Source organism: Leptolyngbya sp. FACHB-1624 (genome assembly GCF_047649235.1).
GTDB classification, from domain to species: Bacteria; Cyanobacteriota; Cyanobacteriia; order Leptolyngbyales; family Leptolyngbyaceae; genus Leptolyngbya; species Leptolyngbya boryana.
In genome coordinates, this window is the sequence record NZ_CP180258.1 from 6,374,599 (window position 1) to 6,394,131 (window position 19,533).

Genomic DNA, 19,533 nt, shown 5'->3' on the forward strand with positions numbered 1-19,533 from the left:
GAACAGGCAGGTTTAGACTCGGCTGATTTTACAATAGAATCCTTGAATGGCAAGTGTGCCCTTAATCAAATCTACTTCTTCTCCCGACAGCCATTGAACTGTAACAGCCAGCACATAGGTTGTTAGACCCTTCTCATCAGCAGGAATAGGATCAATATCTGTACTGGTGAGTTCTGCCCGTGGCTTGTCCTTTGCAGCTGCTTTCAACTTGTGAGTGCCAGGAATATTGACCATGAACTCTTCAACAGTTAGCTCAAGACTGGTTAGTTTTCTGTAGACTTCATCCAATGGCGCTGGGAAATCTCCTGAAGCGGGCATTGACGCGCCGTATTTCTGCAAAAACGTATTGAAATCTTTCAAGCTTCCCACTTTGATCGGTTTAGTCAGTTCATATTTTTTACCATCGAGTTTGGCAAGAACGACAGCATTTTGCAGCTTCCCATATTCATCGATCGGGCGGAGCGCAACAGGTTCGTTATTGACCAGGAGCAGAATTCCGACATCGATTTTGGTTGTGGGCGCACTACTAGCTAACGATGAATTTGCTGCGCCACCTGTTGTGTTTACAGTAGTGGAACTAGTCATAAAAATCTCCTTATTTTGTGAGGGGAATTGAGGGAATTGAACAACGATCGCTTAACTATCAACAAACGACTCGAAGGTTCGGTGAGGCTCTGGGCTGAATGGTGAATTGAAGAATGCGTTGGGTGAAGGGCATAGCACTAACTGAGTGGTGGAGTGGGTAAGTCATAGACAATGACGAAGAAGAAGCCTTCTAGCTCTGAGGGTTGGAGCGGGGCGGTGGCGATGTAGTGAATGTTTCCAATTTCCTTCGATTCTGATTTCAGTGCTTGAACTACCTTGGAACTCACTTCGTTTGGTATGAGGGTATTGTTCTCTGAGGTTTGGATCTGAATCTGTCCTAAGTAAGCAGCAAGAAAATCCTGACCTAGCTTGGCTAGAGTACTTTTTTCAGTTTCTTGGCTCATCAACTCATCGACTAAGTTACTTGGCATAGTGTTACCGAACTCCAACTTAATACTTGATGATGTAGTTAATTGCTAGATAAGGAGGGCGATTCTCATGAGCTTGATTACTCCCTACACTGTTGATGGAAATTGATCCATCGTGACTGTGACCTGTACTCTCATGATCTGTGTAATGCGTCTGCCTACCTGGCTGGTTTGTATCAAGTGTTTTGCGTAGAACACTATAGTGTCTTCTATCTCCTAGCAGGCTGAGATCATCATGTGAGAATTGCATAGAATGCCGATGCGATAAATCCCGGTGATTAATCGTTACGCTACCAGAATGATTATGACTTGCTAACTGATCTACTGTGAGTTGCACAGAGTTTTGCCCTCCTGTTGCGCCAAGGCTATACGCTGGATTCGCTGACCCGACTCCGACAAGAAAACGTCCTCGCAAATCAGGAACTCTGAAGCTTCCGATTTGAAGATTTTCTCCACTGGTAGAGCGGTAGCTGATTCCTATCACCTGAAACAGATCCACCAAATCTTTACGTTGGTTTGTGTCATAAAGTGTCCCATCACATAGCAGCCATCCTACTGGAGTAATAGCTCCAGCGAAGGGAAGGATAGAACCGACAGGCATGATTAGACCCGTTTTTTCTCGGATACGTCCGCTGACATCCAGGTTTCCAGTTGTACTTACATCTCCTGTAAAAGTGGAAGTACCAATTCCTTTAACAACTAATTTTCCTGCGCTAATTTCAACATCTCCTCCGTCAAACAATGCAGCCTGCTTCGTTGAGTCATTTTTGATGTGTAACTTTGCATTCGGTGTGTCTGTCCCGATCCCAACAAGTTCTCGCTTCTCGACTGTTCGGTAAACTAAGGGAGTTTTCTCGATCGAACAAACAAATCGCCCATCCCAATACCCCGGAATGTCTTCATAGTTCAGAGACAGATTAGTTAGCCCTGACGGAGAAGAAGATTTAATGCCAGTCAACTTAAACTTGATCGATGCTCCAGCATTTAAAATTGCCGGATTACTTCCTTTATAGGCAAAACTCCATCGGGATTGTTCGCCCTGGTCATTTGAGGTACGCTCCCAGTTCTCACTTTTGCCTAACGCTAAGGTCTGATCAGTACTGCCAATGCTCACTGAAATTGCACTTCTCTGACTCTCTTGCGCTAAAGCCCAGGCATTGTTACCCACATCAAACGAAATCGTGAACTTTGAGGCTTGAGACTCGGATATTTTTTGAAATTGGATGGACTGCGATCGCGAAATATTCGTAACCCTCAAAGTCAGTTCATTGGAAACAAGACCATCATTCACAATCTTGTTAGACCCGACAAATCCCACATGAAGCGGAATGTACTCCTTGCCTTGATGATTGATGATATTGATAAACTGCGATCGACCTCCGTCCGGAATCCGTTCCTTGTCCTCGTATAATAAGTGTTTGTAGTTTAGATAGATGCGTGTTCCTCGCGCACCCCCTTCTGCACCCGCAGACAAATGAGGAATCAGAATCTTATACACCGTATTCTTCAACAGTGTGAAGGTTGTGATCTGACCTTCTTTTTTCAGTTTTTGGAAAATCAGCTTCAGATTCGGATCATTTTTGATGCGATCGACTTCCGCTTGGATGTCTCTCAACTTCTGCTCATACCCTTGCACGATCGTATCGTTAAAATCTCTGTAGATTGCTTTTAGGGGAGAAGTAACTGCTCCAATCTGCTTAGGCTGAATCGGCTGAGGACTACTCGCCGCTCCCGGTGGTTTAGGTTGAATCGGCTGAAAAATCTCTGTAACTAAATTCTCTCCCTGTGTCAGCCCGATCCAGAGCAGCGAAATCCAATCTTCGGGGTCTTTGTCCTCTGGATCATATTTGATGTCCCACCCTTGAGCTAGAGCAATGAGACGAATTGCTGGTTTCTTGAACCACTGCTTTGCCGCTTCAGAGAGCGTCCCCGGTCGAAAGCGTAGTTGGAAATGATAAAGGGACGCACTAGCGACCCACTCTGCCCAAGTCTTATCGATCGTCAAGTCTTCTGCGGCTGGAGTCTGAAAGGTAATGTCTCGCGGTGATGCGTTGATCAGTTCCAGAGTAAACGGATGAGGTTTACTATCTTCTGTGATGTAGATTGCTTGTTCATCCTGCTGGTTGTATAAGTTAAATTCGATCGGATTAGCGGCGAGGAATTTAACCGTGATCGTTTCATCCGCTTGGGCATCGCGCCTGATCTCTTCTAAGGATAAAGCGCGATCGTAAAGTCGTAAATTTGCAATGTTGCCTTGAAATTTAGCCATTGTGTTCTCTCCCTTTAGGGTGCAATTTCTAACAACGGACTGCTAATCGCGCCTAGCTTAATCGACTTGGAAGCAACCCAAATCTGATCGAGATAGAGACTGATATCAGGTAACTGATGGTTATAGATAATGGCAAGCTGATGCCACCTGCCGTCTGCAAACTTGGTCAGGTTAGTAGAATTATCAAAAGTTAGTTTTTGGTTATTTTGAAGCGTTAGAGTGAGTTCCCAGGGGTTTCCTTTCTGCACAATCTTGAAATCGTTTCCCCATTGCAAAATAATAGCATCTGATTGCTTTTCTTCAGGTTGAACTTTGACGGATAGCACGATCGTAAAGCTCTTGTTTTCAGGCAAAGCAGGGATGGAATTAATCGAGATCGCGCCAGAGGTTGACTTAAAGTTGAGACAACTCCCAAAGCGGTCGTCAGCCATCACTTCTGGAGCAGGCTGATTCTCTTTGACCAATCCATGACGCTCATTCCCTGAAAAATCCTGAACTTCTTGCGTGGTGGGTTTGAGTCCCTGCCGCAGTTCATTGAGCCGTAGATGTAGCTGAAGGTGGGGATCGGCAGGTGAAGTAATGTGGTTCAGCTTATCTAATAGGTGATAGCGCCGAATCTCATCTATCGTGAGGGAACGACCGCAGATACGAATTAGAGCAATCTTCCCTTTAAACGCGGGTAGTTTAGCAGGATCAATTTTGCCAATTCTAAGCTTTTGCGCGTCAGCGATCGCTAGTTGGGATAGCTTATCATCCTTGACTAGTTCTTTACTATCGACATAGATAGAACGAGTTTTGCCATCGAAGGTGGCAACCACATAATGCCATTGACCATCATCCAATTTCTTCTGAGCAACTTTACCCGTATTTGTTTGACCCCAACTATTCCGAATCCCTTCAGGGGTGAGATTGAGCAAGTTAGCACTATTGTTGCCGATTGAATTTCCCCAGCCGACAATATGGCAATCTTTCATCTCAGCAGGTTTGATCCATACTTCTATAGAATAGGGTTCGTTTTTTAGGGGCATTTGAGATGTAGCAAATTCGATATAGCTTTTGTCTCCATCAAAATCAGCACAGAAGCCAAATTCTTTGTCTGGAATAATCTTGATATCTTGGAGTTTTCCTTGTTGTTCACCAGAAACCTCAAGGATATCTGTCCTGCCTTGAGGTAGTGGCTTGAACGTGAGATAGAAACTAATAAGATTGCGATACTTTTCAATGCGATGGTTGCAAATGTCGATCGCTTCCCATGATGTATCACTTTTGTTCATAGCTATTTCAAACGCCCGAACAAGCCTTACTTTTTCAGGAACAATAAAGCGACAGCTTGCTTGACACCAGCCATTCTTTAGTGGCTCAATGGTTTCAGACATTTTAGTGAATCCTTCCGTGATACGTTGCTCTGAGAATTGATTAGCTTTACCCCAGTAATTAAAGTGGAACAATGGTTTGATGCTGGAACTGTTTAACGTTGCTGGAGTAGTCAGCTTAAATTCAAAAGTTTCTTGATAAATTGTCTGAGCATTCACTGGCTCCAAATCGTTGGTGCTGTATGCATCTACAGGGTTGCCATTTTGGTTACGCTCCAATCTCTGTGTCGCCTTGGCTGCTTCATTAACTGAATCGAACACTGGGCGAGTCGTGCTGTTGACAGCTACTGGATAGATTGTGGGTAGATTCTTCACTGCTCATTGCTCCAGTTGTTTGAAATGCTGTAATCCGTGTGATTCCTACTAGCTTCTTGCCGCACCTGGGCTTCCGCCTGAGCTTTGATTTTTTCGACCAAGGGGAACACCTGTTTATAAGGCTGTTCTCCCAAAGCATCTAAAATCAGATTGATTTCTTGAACGGTCAGATTCAAACTTAGTTGTTCCATTGAATTTAACTCCCTTCTTTGACGCGCTTCAAAACTAACCATCCTTCTCGAATCTCTTGTGTTTCAGCAAACATTGCTTTAGGTTCAAGTGGTGAAATCTCTAGCGCTTCGGTTTCCAGAATGATTTCTATCTTCTTTTGCAGTTCAGGAAACCAGAGTGTTGATAATGGTGAATCTTTTCGTGGAATCAGAACTTCCATCCGTCGTTCGTCTTTTGGTGAGACAAGCGATCGCGTCGGATCGACTGGCAAAGGTTTTAACCAATTGACCTGCGGATCTAAAAGGAATTGCCACAAAGCTTGCTGATGAGATCGCTGCTCAGAAAATATCTGTTTGGTTGCTTTCTCCCGCTGAGTTAGTTTAGAGAAAAAGACTTCGCGATCGATAACCGGAATCGTAGTATATTTTGTCCAAAACAGTTGCTCGATGTAGTCCTCAATCTGAGAAATTGATTCACTTTGATTACTCATACCCAGTGCTGCCAAATTCACTTGACTGAGTTTTTCTGAAGTTCTACGCCCCATTGGAACAATTCTCAGCCGATCCCCATTGTTTGCCGGCTTGAGCCATCCAGAATTTTGCAATCCAGTCCAAAGTTGCTCGATCACAGCTTCGTCTGCAAATTGTCCGCCTTGTGCCTGAAGCGATTCTGTAAAAATGTCTTTGCTCAACCAGCGTTTATGTTCTAACCAAGTCCAGTCGAAACCGGGTTCCTTGGGGAAGCTCAAGCGACGAGTGCCTCGCTCGGTTAGAATCGGAGCCGTTAAGAATGATACTTCGATCGCTTCCAAAGCAGAGGCATAGTCCTCAACTGGAATTGAAATCGTCTTAGTTGGCAAAAAGCCAGAGGTAATGTGAACTTCCGCACGCGGATCAATCATCATGGTTAGAAACTGAGGAGGACTATCGATCGTTTGTAAGATATGCAATGGATCGACGGATTGAACCGCTAGAAGTTGATTGATCTCTCTTGATAGATGAGTGAGCATTCCGAGAGGAATCAGCGATCGCTCTTCCATCGCAATTACTTCCATCCAAGGGGTTTCTTCACCTAGAGCCTTCAGCCATCCAATTCGCAGCAGTTCTTGAGTGACCAGAGTTCCTTGTTCACCAAAAGCTTCTGTGAAGGCTTGCTTTTCAATCCACAACTGATCATCAATCACAATATCTGGATGATCGATACTGCGATTGATTAGCGAGTTGGGAGTTTGAGGAGCATAAAACTTATTGTATTCATAGCCATTCAGCGTTTCTCTCCAGTATCCAACCACACCATCATTGAATCTCTCCTGCGCTCCAATCCGAATCGGGAAGCGGACTCGCGTGAACTGATCGCTTTGTCGAGTTGTGCGCTCCATATCTGCTTTAAAGGCGTGCCAACCTTGATTAATTGCAGGCTCACCTTGCAGTTCAAAATTCAGTCTTGCTCTCACGATTGCCAAAGGTCGTCCCATCAACAATGCCAGACTGCGATGTTGAGCATGACTTTCTGGATCGATCGTTTCTAATGCACCCGCGATCGTTGTCAGCAAATCAACTAAGAAATTCTCATCAGTCTCAGTTGAGTCGCCCACTGCATCGCCTTTCGACAGAATGTGTTCCACCATTCTTCTCAAGTGTGGATTCGCAATCTCATCGACTTGGCGGTTTCGTCCCGGAGCAGGTTCCCACTGAATCATAGAACCACGCTGCAAAATCGAACCGAGTGCCTTACCCGCTTCGTCAAAAATGACGAGACTTTTCGCCAGATTGTTCGGCAACACCCATCCACAGATCGGAGTTGCTGTCAGATCTTCTTCCCAAGCCGACAGCCACCGAAAATCGATTCGGGTCGGTTGCACCAGACGAGGTGGCAACCAAACCAAATGAGGACTCCCCGGCACTGTTAACCATTTAGGCGTCAGAATCTCTTTTCCTGCGGTGAGGATGTCTTCTTGATTAAAATCTTTGACCTGACCGAAGGTATCAATCAGACGCAGACGCGTGATCGACATTGCCCCAGAGCGAATCGGGTTGAACTTATTCGCTGGTTCAGGGGCAGTCTGGATATTGCCTGCTAAGGCTCTAGCAACCTCTTGAGTAAAGGTCTGATCTTCTCCAAAACTGAGGGGATCTTCAACAGGTAATTGAAGCGTTTGCTTGTGCATCAATAACTCAGCATTAAAGCCGCTCAAGGACTGAGAGAGGAAGGGAATGGGATCGCCGCTTTGGTCAAATAACTTTAAGCCTGCACAGATCGCGACATAGACCAGATCATAGCTGTTATTGGTTGAATCATAGAGCAGAGTCTCTTTGTACCAGGTTTTGAGCTTCTCTAATCGCTCGAATGTCAGCTTTAAAGCCCTTTGCTGCGGTTGATAGAATTCAGGAAGAGTCTTAAAGTTTGCTTCGTTGAGTTGATCTAAAAACTGTTGTAAGAATTCTCCCAACTTCTCTAGCATCTGAGCGCTAGTCTGTGAGGTCAGAACACAAGAATTGCTATAAATCGATGCACTACCTAGTTGATTCCGATTCGGCTTCACAGCCAGATCGACCCCATTGTTAGGCAGTTCATAGTTCGCAGTAATCATATCTGCGGCAAAAGTTAAACCTTCTACATTGGTCTTGCCCAGAACAGGCTGCATCGATACTTCCCACTCCAGAAACAATGGATTCCAGGGTTGTGGGTTCCACCAGTTCAGTGCGATCGCTTGACTCGTACTTGCTAATGGATTCCCGGGTTGTGGTTTCCACCAGTTCAGTGCGATCGCTTGACTCGTACTCGCTTCCAGTCGCGTTTGAACGGTCTGACTAAAGGCGCTCATCTCAGTTCTAAACTGCGCCATATCAAAGCCAACACTCCGATTCAAAATCCCTTTCAAACTGTTTGGAATCGAATTAATCGCCAGACATTCCAGTTTCCCATCAGGATCGAATTTGCTATCTTGTCCATGCCGCTCTGTTTCTTTTACACCTGAGCCAGCGATTAAAATCACGGGTTCTGTAGGTTGCCAAAATCGAGGAGCCGCATCAGTTTGTAATTGATAGATCGGTCGATCGCTATCAGTCATGTCTCGTCGGACTTCAACCTCTGAAAGCGATCGCTGATCGACTCGAATCTGATTCATTTGTCCCAAGAAACCAGCCTTGCCTGATTGATCCTCAGCCCCAATGAATATGGCATCAAACTGACCTGGGATCAAAGGATTGTCTAACTGCAATGGAAACGATCGACCCTCCACGCTAACACTCAAGCGAGATTGCGCTCGAAAGCTACTTGTAGGTTCATATGTCAGGGCTACATGACACCACTGTTCAGCGTCAACGACTGTGATGTAATCGTCAATTCCAGGGCAGGTTAGAACGATCCGTGCGATCGCATTAAGCAATTTCTCTTCAGATCCCACGAATGCGTTCTTGTCTGAAATCGCTTCTAAAAATTTCTCTGCGGTTGGGAAGGCGGCGCGATCGCTAGCTTGGTTTGCAGCCTCGATAGTGTTTGCAAGAACAAGCAACTGCGGATCAGAAAACCCACAATCTCTCAAGTGCGCCAACATTGGCAGTGTAATTAAGAATCTTGGTTGTAGTTGCAGTTTGAGTGTACCAATCGAAAAGATCGTAAAGGGTAAAGCGCGATCGCTCACTCTAGGATAAATCCAGGCTGAAACAGTGAATCCAGATTTAATGTCGATCGCAGGTTGTTGCCACTTCGCTTTTACATAAGTCGTCGTACCATTAAAGTCTAAGCAGTTCCTAAACGATTGAGTTGAGCTAGATGGATTCGCGGCAGCAGTACAATTCGTGACAGCAGGATTCGTCTCATTGGATTGCGATCTCGCTGGTTTCGATAGGATCGAGTTCCCCTCGGCTCTGATATGAGCCAAAAGGCTTGCATTATACGCCCCAATCAAATTCTCAAGGCGTTGTGTAGCAGATTGAGATTGAGATTTTAGTTGCTCAGTTGCTACAAATAAAGACGCTAAAGGCTTTATATCTTTTTCACGAATAAAAAAACGAATCTTGTCAGTATCAGGATAGTCGTCTCCTCGAACCATATCCGGAGGCTGGTAAACCGACAGCATATACTTGTACCAATCTGCAAATAGAGTTTGGCGCAAGCTAGAAAGATTTGCCTCCGCTTGGTTGTAAGCTCGCTGTAAATAGTTGAGGTGCTTTAATTGTTGCGCGAGTTCAACAGGCAATTCTAGACGCGGCTGAGTTTGAGCCGTCGTTGCAGATTGTCTGTTCGCAGGCTGTGACTGATTTGAGGGAATCTCAACACGAACCTGCCAATGATCTCCGCCTGATATTGCCTGAAAACCCGCATCATGTTTATAAGCTCGAAGTTTTGATCTCCGATCTAATTTGGCATTGGATAACTCACTTGAGAGGTGTAGGAACTCCAGTTGCTCTTCAAATTGCTCTAACAGTCGATCTCGATCGCTTGGGCTAACCTTAAAGCTTTTATCTTCGATGAGTTGATGGGCTAGGTAAGTAGACAGTGCCTCCATTGGAGTTGTCCCTACCGCGATCGTCACATCCTTTTGAGTTGGTTCAGTGGACGGCAACCCTTTAAAGATGAGCTTGGAGTAGAACAGGAGTTGATCGGGAACGGCATTCGAAATCGCACCTGAGATTTTCCACTTAGACTCTTGCAAGTTCTCTAAATTAAGGAGTTGTTTAACAGAGTCCTTTTGTTGTCGATCTTGATACCATCCAATGACTTCATATTGATAGCCTGACATATCCTGGATGACTTCATCATCGTGAAATCCAAATACGCTGCGGCAGTTTGGATAGAATGCAGCAAATGCAAGTTCTCCATACCCAATCGCAGTCAGGGGATGTTCAGGAGGAAAATAGGATGTGTGCGAAGTATCTTCCTTAATCCAAAGCTCTAGGGGAACTTGACGACCTACATAGCGAAAAGGTTCATCAGAACCTTGATCAATTTCTCGATAGTAGTAACTGATACTCCCAGAATTAGCACCTTTTCCGCAAACGTACTCAATATAGTTCGCATTCTTATCTTCAGGGCTATGAATATAATCACTCTCAACAATCCAAGATTTAGATCTCAAGGGATCGGAACTATACCGAGTTACTAACCATCGGTTCGGCACTGCCGGAAAGCACCACCCCTGGTTTTTTTGAGTTCCTACGGCTAATTCATCGGGTAAAGCCCAGTGTAAATGTACTCCAGGCTTTAGATTCAGTGTCTGGCTCTGAAAGGACTGCGACACGATCGCTTCACTAATGTTTGCGGTATCTGCATTGATTTCACGCTTTAGATGCTTATCGAGATAAGGTAAACGCGAAAAATCTGCCATTGCATCTACAACTTGCTGTTCGTTCTGCAACCATAGTGCATCAACATAAATCGGAACCAACAGAAGGGTATCGTCCATGACTGAGATGGAGTTAGAGGGGCTACGAATCGGAAAACGGAATAGAGCTTCTTACTGCGGAAATCGGTGGAAATTTGAAGAGACTGTAATGAACCTTTCAATGCCTCAAATATCTCAGCAGTCTACCAATCTTTTGAGTTGTGAGATGTACTAGAAGGTATGGAATTGAGGATGGAAAGTATGGTTTAATTCTTTTATTTTGCTAAAGCTCTAAAATGTATGGAATTCGAGCAAGCGTTAGAAATAATTAGTGGTGTATTCAATCACACATTTTCAAGATCGCTTACAGAGGTTGAAGTTGCTCTATTATTTGGTGTATGGAACAACTTAACTTACGATCTCATTGCGGAACGATCGGGTTACTCTATCAATTACCTTCAACATGATGTTGGACCAAAATTCTGGAAACTTTTGAGTCAAGCGTTGAAACGCAAGGTGAACAAGACGAACCTTCGGACAACCCTCACCCACTTTCACAGCACTCTCTCTCAATGTTCAATTCAAGTTCAACCTGCAATAGATTGGGGTGAGTCACCGGATGTTTCTATCTTTCATGGTCGGACTGAGGAGATTGAGTATCTGAGCCAATGGATCACCGACGAGCGCTGTCGGTTAGTTGGAATCGTGGGAATGGGCGGAATCGGCAAGAGTGTTTTAGCGGCTCAAGTCGCTCGACAAGTCCAGGAGGAGTTTGATGTTGTCATCTGGCGATCGCTACGCAATGCTCCCTCCTTAGACTCTTTACTATCTGAACTTGTGCCATTTGTATCTAAACGGCAAGACATTCAAGCAAAACCAGAACGATTGCTCTACTGGTTGCAAAGACATCGATGCCTCGTGATTTTGGACAATCAAGAGACGCTTTTACAAGCCGGGAAAAATGCTGGATATTATCGATCTGACTTTATGGACTATGGCAACTTATTTCAGATGCTAGGTGAATCTAGCCATCAGAGTTGTATTCTGCTCACAAGTCGAGAGAAATCTGCCGAAGTTGCCCTGTTAGAAGAGTCAGAGGGTGCAATACGATCACTATTTCTAGAAGGATCTTGTGAGGCTTCTTTAGCGCTTCTAGATGCCAAACGGCTAGTTGGTACTTTAACTGAAAAATGTTACTTGTGTGAGTTGTATCGCTGCAATCCACTAGCAGTCAAGATGGTTGCGACTTCCATTCAAAGCCTGTTTGATGGAGAAATTACTGCCTTTTTGCAAGTCGAGACACCACTCTTTAACGGAATTCGCCGCTTATTAGAGCAACAGTTTGAGCGATTATCAGTTCTAGAGCAAACGATTATGTATTGGTTAGCAATCAATCGAGAATGGACAACAATCACGGAACTACAAGCTGACATTATTCCAGCAATTTCTCGCGCTAGTTTACTCGAAGCTTTAGAGTCACTGACTTGGCGGAGCTTAATCGAAAAAAGGTCTGGCGAATATACTCAACAGCCCGTTGTCATGGAGTATGTCACAGATTGTTTCATTCAGCGAGTTGTTACTGAATTATTGATCAATACAACATCTTTTTTCAACGACTATGCACTGATTAAAACAACTGCTTTAGACTACATTCGTGAGAGTCAAATTCGGCTAATTTTGCAGCCGATTATTGCAAAACTGAGGGAGACATTTCATCATAATGCTGTAGTCTTGGAGCAGCATCTTCGCTCGATTCTCGTTGCGTTGCGTTCTGCTTCTGAACCAGCTTTTAATTACGGCGCAGGAAACTTAATCAACCTTTGTCTGCATTCGCAAATTGATCTGGCTGGGTATGATTTTTCTGGTCTAGTCCTTCGATATGCCGATCTCCAAGGAGCAACCTTACAAGACATTAATTTTCAGTTGACTCATTTTTCGCAATCCACTTTTACCCAAACCTTCGCGGGAGGCGTATGGGTACAATTTAGTCCAGATGGACAACGCTTTGCAATTGGTGACACCAACGGCTGTCTACATTTTTGGCAATTTCAAGAGATGCAGCCCCTGTTTACAGTTCAAGCGCATCAAAGTTGGATTTTAGCAGCAGCTTGGCATCCTAATGGGACAACACTTGCAACAGGAGTAGGTCCGATAGTGAGGCTTTGGGATACTCGCACAGGACAATGGTTACGGAACTTTATGGGGTTTACCGATTGTGTGTTTACCTTAGTCTGGAGTCCCGATGGTCAACAGCTTGCTTGTGGTGGGCAAGAGCCTTCGATTTTGATTTGGGATACCGCAACGGGAACAGAACGGACTCGATTAGGAACAACAGAACAGCAGGATCATCGGTGTTGGATTTGGTCGCTAGTTTGGCTTGCGAGTGGAACTTTACTAGCAGGAGCTTATACTGATTGCACAATCAAGATTTGGGATATTGCTTCTGGTAACTGTATTCGAGTAATTCAAGCGCATGAGTACTGGGTACTTTCTTTAGCATTGCATCCTGATGGCAAAATTCTAGCAAGCAGTGGGATGGATCGAACCATTAAGCTTTGGGATTGGCAAACGGGGGAGTGTTTACAAGCGATCGCAACACGAGATTATGTTTGGCGACTAGAGTGGAGTCCTGATGGTCAAAAACTTGCTGGAGGAAGCGATGATCATACTGTCACATTATGGGATCGTTCTCTAAAATGTCTGCAAGTGTTTCCGGGGCATCAAAGCTGGGTTTGGGGAGTAGCTTGGAGCCGCGATGGCAAAACGCTCGCTACAGTATCCCATGACCATGTGATGAAGCTGTGGAATACGCACACGGGTTGCTGTATCAAAACGCTGCAAGGACATAGTAATTCATCCTGGTGCGTGAAGTGGAGCAAAGATGGAACTCGGCTCTTAAGTGGTAACACAAACCATACGGTACAGCTATGGGATTGTCAGACAGGTCAATGCCTTCGGCAGTTCTATGGACATACTAAAGAAGTCCTGTTTGTAGCCTGGAGTCCAGATGAATGCTTGATTGCGAGTTGTAGTGCGGATACGACAGTTCGCATTTGGGATGTCCGCACAGGACAATGCTTAACGGTGTTAATAGGTCATGAGCGATGGGTGAAGTCTGTTGCTTGGAGTTTAGATGGAACCTATGTAATCAGCAGCAGTAATGATCAAACGCTTAAACTTTGGGACATTCATTCTGGTCAGTGTTTACTAACCTTATCGGAACATCAGCATCAAGTGAATTCGGTTGCCTGGTTTCCAACAAGTCATCGAGTTGCGAGCGCGAGTTTAGACCAAACGATTCGGTTTTGGGATCTAAGTCGAGGAGTTTGCGATCGTATCCTTCCGGTCGGTCATTCTGTTCACTCCATTGCTTTTAGCCCTAATGGTCAAACCCTAGCCAGTGGAGACTACGAAAGTACAGTTAAGCTTTGGGATGTGAACTCTGGACGGTGTTTAAGCACGCTTCGAGGACATGCTCCTGGACATCTTTATTCAGTCACTTGGAGTGCCGATGGAAAACAGCTGGCAAGTGCTTGTACAGACTCAACGATCCGAATTTGGAATGTGGGTACAGGCGATTGCGAGCAGGTGATTGAGGGTAAAAATTGGGGCACCTCTGTGGACTGGAACCCAAGGAAGACGGTATTAGCGATCGCTTATTTTGAGCAACCGATTCAACTTTGGGATGGGCAGATGAGAAAAACGATCCAAACTTTAAGAAGTAAGCTTCCTTACGAGGGGATGAAGATTAGCGGAGTCACGGGACTCTCTGAGGCGCAGAAAGCCAATCTGAAAGCTTTAGGAGCGGTCGAGTAGATTTACCATGAGTCGCAGGATAGGGATTTTGAGATGTAGCCTATGAATTTGGCACTACAAATCTGAACTTTATAGATATTCATGGCTTTGTTGCATGAATCGCAAAAGTTCAACGCTCGCCTTGGGAGAGCATTGAACTAAGCTGCAACTTGATAGCTGTCGGGTTTCGCGATCTGAATCATGCGATTCAGCGCCGCACATTTGATCAATAGCTCCGCAGTTTGGTTGTCAAAGCGACGCGACCGGAGACTGCCACCAAAGACCGTTTTGAAGCGGAACATCGTGGTTTCGGCAAGTGAGCGACGATGATAACCAGCGATGCGCTTCCACTTTTTGCGTCCATGCTTGCGGATGGAGCGGAGATTTTCGTCTCGTGGATGGGATGGAGCTTTGCAATTGCCATGCTGCCAAATCACCGCATCCTTGCGGGGTGGAATCACAGGTCTGGCTCCGCGCTGGGCAATTTCCTCATAGCAATGGCGATGGTCATATGCTCCATCGGTGGTGACTTGCTCAATGTCGTCTTCAATCTGGTTGAGCAGGTCGTCTAAGACTTCACCATCATGCACCCCGTTCGTCGTCACCACCGCCGCTAGAATTTCGCCTGTTGCCTCATCGACTCCGAGATGCAGCTTGCGCCAAGTCCGACGCTTGCTGATCCCGTGTTGCCGGGTTTTCCACTCGCCTTCGCCATAGACTTTGACTCCCGTGGAATCAACCACGACATGACGCGCTCCGGTTGCAGGCAATACGGGCAGCCCAATCGACAGTTTGCCGATGCGTCTCGACAAGGTGCTGTGGTCGGGCACGGGAAACTCAAATCCCATCAGCGTAAAAATCGAGGTGAGGAATCCTTGGCATTGCCGTCCTGCCAGTCCATAGATCGCTTTGACGGTTGCCATCGTTGCCATCGCGAGGTCGCTGTAGAATACCGATGCCCCACGTTGTCCACTCAAGCGCGGCACAATCCATTCGGCAAGCACTGTTTCATCGATCCAGAAGGTGATACTTCCTCTGTGCTTCGATCCGGCGTTATACTCAGACCAGTTGCGGATGCGGTAGCTCATTGCTTGTGAAAGTTTGTCGGTGGTACTTCAAACCTATCACGTCGCCCCTCCGCAACCCCTATTCATGCAACAACGCCCTCGCGCTTCATAAATCAAGGTCGTTAATTCTTTAATTTCACCCCGAACCAGAGATTTAAGCGAAGACGTTATGCTACCAACGAGTCCCAGCGAGTAGACCGATACACCCAGCACCAACGGCACCGGCATGTAGCCATCATGAATCAGGTTCTACATCTCTTCATTCGTCAAATCACTCGTGATTGGAGTTTGACGATAGACATCAGGCAATGCATCATGAGACGAAGCGGTGCCAATCATCACCATTTCTTGAATGCCAATCATCGGCAAAATCGAAGTTGTAATTCCAACTACTGCATTCGCGCCCACTTGACGGGCTTCGGCTTGGATTCGCTTCAAGGTTAAGTGGCGAGTCTCATTAAAGCTTCGCGAATATTCTTTAATCTCACCCCGTGCTAGACTTCGCAATCCGCCGATTAATCCACCACCAATGCCGATCGAGTATGCCACATTGCCAAAGACAAACTGGCGTGGCTGAAACCCGCAATCCAGTTGGCAATACAGCGCTTGTCCATCCGCCGAACTTGAAAACTTCAGTCGTTCTACTGCTTCGTCCGATTGATGCAAACAAGACCCAATCGACAGAAACTCCACACTGCTCCCGTGAAAAATCAGTTGATTTGAGGCTCCAGTAATCCCTACGCCACCCTGCTGTTTAGCTTCACGCACCATCCGTGCATAGGCACGCTGTCGCCCTTCATGAATGAGTTGAGTGAGCGGATGAATTTCACCACCAATTAGCGTTTTGATGCTAGACCCGATCGAACTTACGACTCCCAGAGAAATGACACTATTCCCAATGACAAGATTACCGGGCGTGAACCCGCGACGCTTCAAACAAAAAATTTCATTTCCAGAGAGTCCGGTGATCACGCTCATAAGAGAAGATTACAGCAGGACAGACTGAGTATTCCACGACACTTCCTGTGAACGCTCATTGGTTACCAGAATTGCTAGCTTTTCAAATTGAGCAAAGAATCAAAGGAAATCGAGTCTTTATTGGTAGCTTCTAAATTCTCAATTTGCTATCAGAGAGAAATAGCGTATTTTTCTAGTTCTCTCGCTTGCTGATTTGAGTCATGGCGCGACTGAGACTTATGGCTGTTCATCTCGGAGAGAACAATGCGACTGATGCGATCACATATACCCATGCCTAGAACCTAAAGAGATTGATGAAGTATCTTTACGGGCGATCGCGGATTTCTGAACTCTAACCAAGTGTGTGTTAGAACCGCACTATAAGGCTTTTAGATAATTTAAATCAGCTTCTAACACACAGAAAAATACGGTTTCAATCTCGGCATTCATAACTCTATATCGGGGTTTCTTCCCTTAAAAAGCTGTGAATACACTTTGATATCGCATCTCACTTATTCGGTTGTTTCCGTTTGGGGGAAATCTGGGGGAGTCCCAAACTTTAAACCCTGAAATCTATGCCAGGAACGAGACTTGAACTCGTGACACGAGGATTTTCAGTCCTCTGCTCTACCAACTGAGCTATCCCGGCGGGAGCGCGTTTCGGCGCTTAATTAAATTAGCAAAAGAATCGTAACTTTGCAAGCAAATTTCTCAGAAACTTAGAAATGCCGTTTCGCATCATGAAAATAATCGGCTCAAACCCATTCGATTCGGACACAATAAACTACACGTCCGAATCGCACGAGCAGCAGTTACCCTGATAAAGTATGTACCGACTCCCGTTGAAATCAAAATTATGACTCGCCGACGTTCTACCCCTTGGATACACCGTGCCGCTCGCCCGCTGATTGGCGCGATCGCAGGGCTTGGCATTCTCAACACGGGCTATATCACCTTTAACAAATTGTCTAGCGCCACGGTGGCATGTCCGACTAGTGGATGTGAACGGGTGCTGGAAAGCCCCTATGCCGTCTTATTCGGACTGCCCCTTTCGCTGTATGGATTATTGGCATACATCGGAATGGCAGTACTTGCCTTGGCTCCCTTGCTGGTAAATCCTGAAGAGAAGAAATCGCTCCGCACCAATTTAGAGAATCAAACTTGGCTGCTGCTGTTTGCAGGGGCAACTGCAATGTTGCTGTTTAGCGGCTACCTGATGTACATCATGTTCTCCAAATTTGTGTCGCAGTTTGGAGTGAATGGAATTTGTTATTTCTGTCTGGCTTCAGCCACGTTTGCCACATTGATGTTCGTATTGACGCTGATTGGGCGAGATTGGAACGATCGTGGACAGTTATTTTTCCTGGGCACAATCGTCGCCATGATTACTCTCATTGGCTCGATCGCTTGGGGCGCTTCGATTGGCAGAGGTCCGATCGATGCCGCAACCATTACAGATGCGGCAGGCAATCCTTATTTTGTTGTCAATAACACGTCTGGACAAGCCGAAATTGGATTAGCGAAACACTTGAAGCAAACTGGAGCCACGATGTATGGGGCTTATTGGTGTCCGCATTGCTGTGAACAGAAACAATTCTTTGGCAAAGAAGCCCTCGCAGATTTTCCTTACGTCGAGTGTGCAGAAGGTGGCAAAGAGGCTCAAATTGAGACTTGCCAGAAAGTGTTAGGCGAAGCTGAAAATCAATTGAATCAGAAACCTGGATACCCAACTTGGCAAATTAATGGCAAATTCTATAGCGGTCGGCAAACTCCTCAGCAGTTAGCCTCTGCGTCTGGATATACCGGACCGCAAGACTTCAAGAATGCATTTAAAGCGTGCGGTCAGCCGTAAATTGCAGAACTTGATTGAGTTTGCCGCTCCGGTAGCCTTCTAAATCGAGGGTGACATATAAAAAGCCCAGAGACTGAAATGCCTCGACCAGCGTTGAAAGATCCGTCTGAACAACGAATTCTTTAACTTGATCGGGCATGACTTCAATCCGAGCCGTGTCACCCTCCGATCGCACTCGAATATTCGACCAGCCCAGTTTTCTTAAATACACTTCAGCCCGTCCAACTCGTTGCAGTTTCGCGATCGTAATTTCCTCACCATAGGGAAACCGTGAACTCAAACAAGGTTGGGCGGGTTTGTCCCAATATGACAATCCGAGATGTTTCGCGATCGCTCGAACTTGAGCTTTTGTGATGCCAATTTCGGCTAAAGGAGATCGTGCACCTCGCTCTTTTGCAGCTTGAATGCCAGGACGATAATCATGCAAATCATCTGCATTCACACCATCGACCACGTAAGGATAACCCCATTCATGTGCGAGAGGCTTTAATGTATCGTGCAATTCGCTTTTACAGAAATAACAGCGATTGACCGGATTAGAAGCATAATTGGGGTTTTCTAATTCGTGAGTTTGAACGATCTTGTGAGTAATGCCAATCTCAGCAGCTTGAATGCGAGCATCTTCAAGATCTTCGGGCAGGAGAGACGGGGATTCGGCAGTCACAGCAATGGCACGATCGCCCAAAACATCAAAGGCAACTTTTGCCACAAGCGTACTATCGATCCCGCCCGAATACGCGACTAGGGCTTGATCCATCTCGACGAAGAGCGCTTTTAGCAGGTCTAATTTCTCGTACATCTGGGGGCTGAGTTAGGGATACTCTCGTTATGCCACAAAAAAGCAGGCATTGATTGCCTGCTTTACTTTTGAGAATTTGTGAATTCAAGGAATTCGATTAGTCGTCGTACACGCGGCATTCTAGTGCATCAGGATTATCGTCGCAGTATTTTTCAAAGTTGTTCTTGGGCTTGCTGCTTTCGCGCTGGTGAGCCGCTTCAGCCTGTAGTTCTTCGACTACATCCCAAGCCGCCGCACACTCAGCCGAGTTCGCACCGTTGATGTCACACTCTTTGCGAGCATTATCACGCTCGACTTCAATCTGCTTTTCAATATTGCTCATTGTTAGGATCCGTCCTCTTTAATTCAAGTCAAAACAAGCGGGTTAGAGAGAGTAGACGTTAGACCTGGACTGTACTCAGGACAAGTGAGAACGGTTGACAGGACTATCCAGCATTCAAGCTTAGGACAATCAGCTCTTTTTAATCTGCTCACTAGACAACATTCCAGTGAGTGTCCGCTCATGCTTTATGTGCATATATTAACCCGTGTTGTTTCCCCTTGGCGACTCTACCTGAAGTGCGGTCTTCCGATCTGTGAGTCTGATAAGCTGTCAA

The 19,533-nt window shown here is 45.7% G+C and carries 12 protein-coding genes and 1 tRNA gene; 2 read left to right on the top strand and 11 right to left on the bottom strand.

The window, feature by feature from the left end; all coding sequences use genetic code 11:
* Nucleotides 1-12 precede the first annotated feature (12 nt).
* The 6 genes from ACMUEV_RS30355 to ACMUEV_RS30380 form a co-directional block, all read right to left on the bottom strand.
* Nucleotides 13-585 carry a hypothetical protein gene (locus ACMUEV_RS30355; RefSeq protein WP_190652217.1) on the bottom strand — a complete coding sequence of 191 codons (573 nt, stop codon included), beginning with the start codon at nucleotides 583-585 and terminating at the stop codon, nucleotides 13-15.
* A 137-nt stretch (nucleotides 586-722) separates the two neighbouring features.
* Entirely contained in the window at nucleotides 723-1,016 is a 294-nt protein-coding gene (locus tag ACMUEV_RS30360; protein WP_190652218.1) for a hypothetical protein, read from the bottom strand.
* A gap of 19 nt (nucleotides 1,017-1,035) precedes the next feature.
* Nucleotides 1,036-3,282 carry a phage tail protein gene (locus tag ACMUEV_RS30365; protein ID WP_190652219.1) on the bottom strand — a complete coding sequence of 749 codons (2,247 nt, stop codon included), beginning with the start codon at nucleotides 3,280-3,282 and terminating at the stop codon, nucleotides 1,036-1,038.
* 14 nt (nucleotides 3,283-3,296) lie between these two features.
* Nucleotides 3,297-4,970 carry a LamG-like jellyroll fold domain-containing protein gene (locus ACMUEV_RS30370; protein ID WP_190652220.1) on the bottom strand — a complete coding sequence of 558 codons (1,674 nt, stop codon included), beginning with the start codon at nucleotides 4,968-4,970 and terminating at the stop codon, nucleotides 3,297-3,299.
* Nucleotides 4,967-5,161, bottom strand: a complete 195-nt coding sequence (locus ACMUEV_RS30375; protein ID WP_190652221.1) for a hypothetical protein — start codon at nucleotides 5,159-5,161, stop codon at nucleotides 4,967-4,969. Before ACMUEV_RS30375 ends, ACMUEV_RS30370 begins: the two co-directional genes overlap by 4 nt.
* Before the next feature lie 5 nt (nucleotides 5,162-5,166).
* The gene (locus tag ACMUEV_RS30380) at nucleotides 5,167-10,548 is read right to left on the bottom strand and encodes a hypothetical protein (RefSeq protein WP_190652222.1); all 5,382 of its coding nucleotides are present in this window, start codon (nucleotides 10,546-10,548) and stop codon (nucleotides 5,167-5,169) included.
* Between the two features lie 219 nt (nucleotides 10,549-10,767).
* Here ACMUEV_RS30380 and ACMUEV_RS30385 point away from each other — a divergent pair, with 219 nt between their 5' ends.
* The gene (locus ACMUEV_RS30385; RefSeq protein WP_190652223.1) at nucleotides 10,768-14,283 is read left to right on the top strand and encodes a WD40 repeat domain-containing protein; all 3,516 of its coding nucleotides are present in this window, start codon (nucleotides 10,768-10,770) and stop codon (nucleotides 14,281-14,283) included.
* Between the two features lie 137 nt (nucleotides 14,284-14,420).
* Here ACMUEV_RS30385 and ACMUEV_RS30390 read toward each other — a convergent pair whose 3' ends face one another.
* The 3 genes from ACMUEV_RS30390 to ACMUEV_RS30400 all read right to left on the bottom strand — a co-directional run bounded on the left by ACMUEV_RS30390 (nucleotide 14,421) and on the right by ACMUEV_RS30400 (nucleotide 16,935).
* Nucleotides 14,421-15,350, bottom strand: a complete 930-nt coding sequence (locus ACMUEV_RS30390; RefSeq protein ID WP_190652224.1) for an IS5 family transposase — start codon at nucleotides 15,348-15,350, stop codon at nucleotides 14,421-14,423.
* Between the two features lie 228 nt (nucleotides 15,351-15,578).
* Nucleotides 15,579-16,307 (bottom strand): heavy metal-binding domain-containing protein, encoded by a 729-nt coding sequence (locus ACMUEV_RS30395; RefSeq protein WP_199329604.1) that lies wholly within the window; start codon nucleotides 16,305-16,307, stop codon nucleotides 15,579-15,581.
* 555 nt (nucleotides 16,308-16,862) lie between these two features.
* Nucleotides 16,863-16,935: transfer RNA gene (locus ACMUEV_RS30400), tRNA-Phe, on the bottom strand.
* A gap of 207 nt (nucleotides 16,936-17,142) precedes the next feature.
* On the opposite strand from ACMUEV_RS30400, the gene ACMUEV_RS30405 reads away from it, so the two are divergent.
* Complete coding sequence (locus ACMUEV_RS30405; RefSeq protein ID WP_190652225.1) at nucleotides 17,143-18,138, top strand: vitamin K epoxide reductase family protein; 996 nt, start codon at nucleotides 17,143-17,145, stop codon at nucleotides 18,136-18,138.
* On the opposite strand, the gene larE is transcribed toward ACMUEV_RS30405, so the two are convergent.
* Together larE and ACMUEV_RS30415 are read right to left on the bottom strand one after the other, a co-directional pair.
* The gene (larE, locus tag ACMUEV_RS30410) at nucleotides 18,116-18,937 is read right to left on the bottom strand and encodes an ATP-dependent sacrificial sulfur transferase LarE (RefSeq protein ID WP_190652226.1); all 822 of its coding nucleotides are present in this window, start codon (nucleotides 18,935-18,937) and stop codon (nucleotides 18,116-18,118) included. The genes ACMUEV_RS30405 and larE overlap by 23 nt on opposite strands.
* 97 nt (nucleotides 18,938-19,034) lie before the next feature.
* Complete coding sequence (locus ACMUEV_RS30415; RefSeq protein ID WP_017291480.1) at nucleotides 19,035-19,259, bottom strand: Calvin cycle protein CP12; 225 nt, start codon at nucleotides 19,257-19,259, stop codon at nucleotides 19,035-19,037.
* Nucleotides 19,260-19,533: the final 274 nt, after the last annotated feature.